This is a genomic window from Phenylobacterium sp. (assembly GCF_030697925.1).
Taxonomy (GTDB): domain Bacteria; phylum Pseudomonadota; class Alphaproteobacteria; order Caulobacterales; family Caulobacteraceae; genus Phenylobacterium.
This window is the reverse complement of sequence record NZ_JAUYOJ010000208.1, coordinates 1-5675: the sequence shown is the minus strand read 5'-3', so window position 1 is coordinate 5675 and position 5675 is coordinate 1. Positions and strand designations below refer to the sequence as shown.

7 protein-coding genes are annotated in these 5675 nt (G+C 65.4%); 6 read left to right on the top strand and 1 reads right to left on the bottom strand.

The window, feature by feature from the left end:
- The 6 genes from Q8Q88_RS20260 to Q8Q88_RS20235 form a co-directional block, all read left to right on the top strand.
- Nucleotides 1-244, top strand: a 244-nt coding sequence (locus tag Q8Q88_RS20260) for a rhodanese-like domain-containing protein (protein ID WP_305676996.1), incomplete at its 5' end; no start/stop codon positions are given.
- Between the two features lie 359 nt (nt 245-603).
- Nucleotides 604-1608, top strand: a complete 1005-nt coding sequence (locus tag Q8Q88_RS20255; RefSeq protein ID WP_305676995.1) for a hydroxyacid dehydrogenase — start codon at nt 604-606, stop codon at nt 1606-1608.
- 424 nt (nt 1609-2032) lie between these two features.
- A complete protein-coding gene (locus Q8Q88_RS20250; protein WP_305676994.1) occupies nt 2033-3040 on the top strand; it encodes a replication-relaxation family protein in 1008 nt (335 codons plus the stop codon).
- Between the two features lie 81 nt (nt 3041-3121).
- Nucleotides 3122-3850, top strand: a complete 729-nt coding sequence (locus Q8Q88_RS20245) for a hypothetical protein (protein WP_305676993.1) — start codon at nt 3122-3124, stop codon at nt 3848-3850.
- Between the two features lie 199 nt (nt 3851-4049).
- Nucleotides 4050-4481: a hypothetical protein gene (locus tag Q8Q88_RS20240; RefSeq protein WP_305676992.1), complete on the top strand. Its 432-nt coding sequence runs from the start codon at nt 4050-4052 to the stop codon at nt 4479-4481.
- Between the two features lie 58 nt (nt 4482-4539).
- Complete coding sequence (locus Q8Q88_RS20235) at nt 4540-5097, top strand: hypothetical protein (RefSeq protein WP_305676991.1); 558 nt, start codon at nt 4540-4542, stop codon at nt 5095-5097.
- A gap of 32 nt (nt 5098-5129) precedes the next feature.
- Here the strand turns inward: Q8Q88_RS20235 and Q8Q88_RS20230 are convergent, their stop codons facing one another.
- Nucleotides 5130-5381, bottom strand: a complete 252-nt coding sequence (locus Q8Q88_RS20230) for a hypothetical protein (RefSeq protein WP_305676990.1) — start codon at nt 5379-5381, stop codon at nt 5130-5132.
- Nucleotides 5382-5675: the final 294 nt, after the last annotated feature.

Here is a 5675-nt window from a genome sequence, read left to right as displayed (position 1 = left end):
GCGGCCGGAAGATGAATTCGCCGCTGGGCGACTTCCTTCAGCGGTCAACATTCCCCTGAGGGACCTGACGCGGCGGCTGGGCGACCTGCCGAAGGACCAGGAGATCGTCGCCTATTGCCGGGGCGCCTACTGCGTCCTGGCGTTCGAGGCCGTGGCGCTCCTGCGCGAGCACGGCTTCAAGGTGCGGCGGCTGGAAGATGGATTTCCGGAGTGGAAGGCGGCCGGCCTGCCGGTCGCGGCGTGAGGCGGGCCGCCCGTGAAACGGTCGCGCGCGATGAGAACCGGCGACCTACCCTGCCGGCACCGAACGCATCTGAGGCGATCATGCCCAGCTTGGGACCAAGGGGCCCTTCTCCGGTTTGCCGGGGGGCGGCCGCCCAGGACCTCGGCGCAGGCTGACCGCACTCAAGCAGGGAGAGGCGCCAGGCCAGCAGAACCGCGAATGGACCAGTCCTCGAGCGGCGTCGGCCGAGACCGCCGATTGATTTTGCACAAGGCCGGACGCCCTGGAACGCGCGATCCCTCACGCTGCGTCGCTCTGAACGGGTCGGCGCAGCAGACTTGGTCATCCACCGGGAGCGGCCTCCGACGCCGTTGGAGCTGATGAAGATCGCGGTCTTCGAAGTGGCGGATTGGGAGCGCCGGGCCTGCCTGCGGCTCCAACCGCACCACACGGTCGAATGCCTGGCGGCCCCCCTGACCGAAGCGTCGGCGGGCGCCTACGCCGACGTCGAGACGGTCACCACCTTCATCCGCTCGGACCTCGGCGCGCCGGTGTTGCGTCAGCTTCCAGAGCTTCGGCTCATCGCCACCCGCTCGACGGGCTTCGATCACATCGATCTCGACTATTGCAGATGGTCGGGCGTCACGGTCTGCAATGTCCCGGACTATGGCGACCACACGGTGGCCGAACACGTCTTCGCCCTGCTGCTGGCGCTCAGCCGGCGCATCGTCGAGGCGGCCGAGCGGACGCGGCGTGGCGACTTCTCGGAAGACGGCCTTCGCGGCTTCGATCTCGCCGGCAAAACCCTGGGCGTAGTCGGCGCCGGCCGCATCGGACGCCGGGCCATCGCCATCGCCAAGGGCTTCGGCATGAATGTCGTCGCCTTCGACGTCCACACCGACCCGACGGCGGCCGAGACGCTGGGGTTCTGCTACGCGGGGCTCGATGAGCTGTTGGCGAGGGCCGACGTAGTGACACTGCATCTCCCCGGCGGCGCCGGAACCCGCCACCTCATCGGCGACGCCCAGCTTGCGCGGATGAAGCCGGGCGCGGTGCTCATCAACACGTCCCGAGGCGGCGTCGTGGACGGCGAGGCCCTGGTGCGGGCCCTGACCACAGGCCGCCTGGCCGGCGCGGGGCTCGACGTGGTGGCCGAGGAAGGCGTGCTGCGCGAGGAAGCGGAGATCTTCCGCTCCCAGACGACCCTCTCAACGGAACGGCTAAGGGCGCTCGTCGCCGACCACGCGCTTCTGAGCCTGCCGAATGTCATCGTCACCCCCCACATCGCCTACGATACGCACGAGGCGGTGGCTCGCATCGTTGAGACCACCCTCGACAACATCGAGGCCTTCGCGGCGGGCGCGCCGCGCAACCTGGTCGCCTGACCAACGCCCGTTCGCGGCGGTCACACCACACCTCCTGGCACGGACGTCATGACCGCTTCCGGCGGCCGGCGCGGCGAGAACGGCAAGGTGGGTCCGTAGCCGAAGCGCATCACGATGTCGGGCCTACGGCCAGGCATCCCCACGAGGCTTGCGAACTGCGGTCGCAGGGCGGCGACCTCGACGGGCTGATTGACGAAGGCGTGCTTGATCCCACCCGCCCCGGATTATGCCGCTTGACGTTCGCCCGGCCCTTAGCGGGCGCTATCGCGCTGGTGCGTTCATCGAGGCCTCGCGTGAGGCGAGCCCCTTCATCGCGACCGCCACGGCCGCCGCGGCCGAGATTGCCGCGCGAGCGGGTCTCATGCAGGGCGAACCGCCCCCAGCCGAGGACGACTCGGCGTTCTGGGCTGAGTAGCGCGGTCGCATGACAGCGCAGCGCAAGTCGGTCCCGCGTTTCAAGCGACTTGCCGAGGCTCCGCGCATCGAACTCACCGATGACGACATCGAGATCCTCCGGCATGTCTACCGTCACCGGTTCGTCCGAGCCGACGACCTCTACCGCCTCTTCCCCGGGCGGAGCCCCGACAAGCTCTCGCGCCGCCTCGTCCGCCTCTACCGCACCCACTACCTCGACCGTCCCATCGCCCAGGTCGACCGGTTCCGAGAGGGCGGTTCCCAACCTATGGTCTACGGTCTCGACAATGCGGGAGCCCGCTTCCTCGCCGAGACCTTGGGCCTCCGCCTCGCGTCAGGCGAATGGAAGGCCCGCAACCGGAGCTACACCCGCGAGAACCTCGACCACACGCTGGCCATTACGCGGTTCATGGTCGACCTCGAACTGGCCTGCCGCGCTCGACCTGACATCGAACTCATTCCGTTCGAGGAGATAGTCGCCGCAGCGCCCGACACGACGCGCAGGCTTGCGCAGCCTGGCCGTTGGTCGGTGGCTGTGGAGTGGCTGCACGGGTCTGGCGAAGTGCTCGTCGTCCCCGACGCCATCTTCGGGCTTCGCCATACACAATCCGACGGTCGGAAAGTCCGCTCTTTCGTGTTCCTTGAAATCGACCGGGGCACGATGACCATCGTGCCGTCGAAACACGTCCGCGAAAGCGCGGCCTTCCTCCACCGGGCCACCATCCTGCGTAAGCTCCTCACCTACGCCACGAGCCATCGCGCGAAGCTGCATCAGTTGCACCTCGGCATTGCGGTCGCTCGCGTGCTCACCGTGACGACGAGCGCGGCGCGGGCGGAGGCGATGCGCCAAGCTGCTCACCGGTTGATCGTCCAACCGATGGGGCTTCCGGCCGGTCTATTCCTGTTCGGGGGACAGGCAGAGGCGGACAATCCGCTGAGTGCCTCATGGCTGGGTGCTGGTGGTCACCCGGCTTCGCTGGCTCCAGACCTCGTCACGCAACACCTCAAGTCGCCGTGAAGAGCACCCTTCCGAGTTGAGCAGCGTCCTTGCATGCCCTACGAGTGTTCGGTGGGGTGACACAATCGGAGGGTGAAATCCATGTGCGTCGACCTCGATGAAGACAATAGAATCAAAGCCAAAATAAATATGAGCTTTGGGTTCGGTTACGATGCAGCCACGGCCATCAACAACCCAGGCGCAGCATTCGTAACCGTGGACGAAGTCGTGGTGACTGCTCAAAATCCGCAGGTCATCGTAGAAATCAAGCCGCGCGTGACGACGCCTATCGGCAATGTGGTGCTCAACAACATGCATAGCATGGTGCTGACCGACCTACCTCTCCTCGACAATCTTGAGATGCCGTCCGATCCCACGCCATGCGTAACGTCGACGCCATCGGGCACAAACCTTCAGTCCCTCAACAGCCAGGCGAAATACCTCGGGATAATCACCTGGGGAAAGCACTCAATGACTGGATGGGAGTATGGCGGGATTATCTATCGAAATGCTGACGGGAGTTTGCATCAGTTTCCGCCGTTCACAAGCGGGAGCGCCGGTGGCATTGCGAACGTGAGCGTTCCTCTGCCGGCAGGCTCAGTAATCGTCGGTTGGGGGCACACCCATCCGGTGACACCGGGAACCGACCAACGCTGGCTCTCAGCCGCGGATCGCGCCGGAGCGAACGCATATGTCGCGCTCGGTCCGTCGAGAGTCGACCCGAACCTTCTCATCTACATAACTACGTTCAATCCGGTGACAAACCAGATCGAGACCTACGTCTACGACAAGAACAACCGGAACACAGAAGCGCCAAGCTGCAAGCTGTGACCGCCGCTTCCTAGCCCCCACCACCCCGGCGACAGCGTGCAGCCGTTCGCGACGGCACGCTGTCGCCTCCATTGGACACCCTATGCTTGCGATGACGCACGAACCGAATACCTGGGCCGAAAGCGGTGCTTCTCGGCTTCGCTCGGCCCGACCGGAGGACGGACTCACGGTGGCGGCTGATTTGCGGGAATTGGACCGGATGGATTTCGCCGCGTGCACGCGCGATCCCCCCGACCAAGCAATCGCCTGGGGCTTGCGCTCAACGCCGCACACCTACGCGTGGGACGTCGGCGGGGTATGCGTGGCGGTCGCAGGCATCAAAGACAACGTGCGGCCGGGAATGTCGGTGATTTGGATGGCCGGAACTACCGCGTTCGACCAGGTGCTTGCGGCAGGCGGTGCGCGTCTAAGCAAGAGGTGGCTCGAAGTGATGGCCGGCCATCGTAGCCGCTTATTCAACATCGTTCCCGAGACAAACCTGCGCACCGTGCGTTGGTTGGAGTGGCTGGGGTTCGTTCGAGCGGCGCGCCACTCTGACTTTCATGGGTTGGGTCACACCTGTGTCGAGATGCATCTCCACCGGAGCGTCAGTCCACCGGGACGTCGCAGGGATGACACAGTGACGGCGTGACCATCAACGCCCGAGATCCCCAGAGCATGGGCAGCTCCACACCAGGAGGACATCGAATATGCAGCGAACGCTAGCGGCGGCCCTCTTGGCGCTCGGATGCGCCACGTCGGCATCGGCAACAACGCTCCCCCAATCAGACCGACTGACCTTGCTGCCGTGGGGCTCGTTCAGCTCCGAGCCAGGCTTGAGAGGAAGCCCCCTCACCCAGATTGAAGTTCTCGACGTCCTGCTGCGCGCGGATGGGGCGGCTTCTCCCTGGCAACGTTTTTGGCTGCTAGAGAAAATCGTCAAGGCACCCGGAAAGCCCGATAGCCTGCAGTGGGCCGATAGCCGCGCCTGCGGTGCAGTGAAAATCCGGCTCGCGGCGCTTGAAAAATTGGAACCCGCCAAAGTCGAGCTGACGCCCCGGCCTAGCCCGTCGCGGGCGGGAGTGACGATGCTCAAGGTGCCCGACGTGGACGCGCCCACGTACGTGATCGACGCCCCAAGCAAATACCGCTCAGGCGGTGCTGGACGGGTGCGGCTCAGCGCAGGCGCAAACAGTTCCGTTGGCCAGTGGGTTGACCGGACGATGCGCGACCTCGCTTCCTGCTGGCGAGACAGACCTCCGGTTTGACTGACGGTAGAACTGGCCCGGCAGCACTAGGCTCAATGTAGCCGCTTGACGATCTCGCGCGCCCGCTGGGCGAGGACCTCTACCGGCGTATGAGCGGGGCTTTCGTCGACAGCTCGGGCGAACGCGGCGAGACGTCGCTCCAGGATCGCGCCTAGTTCCGGCGGTAGCGCCGCAAGGAAGGCGCGGGCCGCGACCTCGATGTGGTCCGTGGTGTCGGCAGGAAGGCTGTCCTCGCCGTCCGCAGCCTCTAGCGCCCGACGCAGCCGGGCGACGACATCGCTCATGTTGCCGTTTCCGTCTTCGCAGTTCAGATGCTCACGTCGTCTGGTAGCGAACGCGCGACCTCGACGAGCGCGGCCTCCGGGTCACCACCGAGCGCCCGCACGAACACGCAGAATTCCACCACGTCTGCCAGTCCTCGGCGAACTGCTTGGCGTGCGCTAGAGCGTGACCGCTCTTAGCTGAATCGGGATTCCGGATATCTGCGGATCATGATTCAAGGTCCAGGCTGGGCAGGAGGCCAGCTTGGATGGGTCGGCCGTATTCTCTGGATCTTCGGGATCGCGTGGCTCGGTTCG

Coding starts and splice junctions, on each gene's coding strand:
- Q8Q88_RS20255 (WP_305676995.1), top strand. CDS start 604: ATGAAGATCGCGGTCTTCGAAGTGGCGGATTGGGAGCGCCGGGCCTGC.
- Q8Q88_RS20250 (WP_305676994.1), top strand. CDS start 2,033: ATGACAGCGCAGCGCAAGTCGGTCCCGCGTTTCAAGCGACTTGCCGAG.
- Q8Q88_RS20245 (WP_305676993.1), top strand. CDS start 3,122: ATGTGCGTCGACCTCGATGAAGACAATAGAATCAAAGCCAAAATAAAT.
- Q8Q88_RS20240 (WP_305676992.1), top strand. CDS start 4,050: ATGGATTTCGCCGCGTGCACGCGCGATCCCCCCGACCAAGCAATCGCC.
- Q8Q88_RS20235 (WP_305676991.1), top strand. CDS start 4,540: ATGCAGCGAACGCTAGCGGCGGCCCTCTTGGCGCTCGGATGCGCCACG.
- Q8Q88_RS20230 (WP_305676990.1), bottom strand. CDS start 5,381: ATGAGCGATGTCGTCGCCCGGCTGCGTCGGGCGCTAGAGGCTGCGGAC.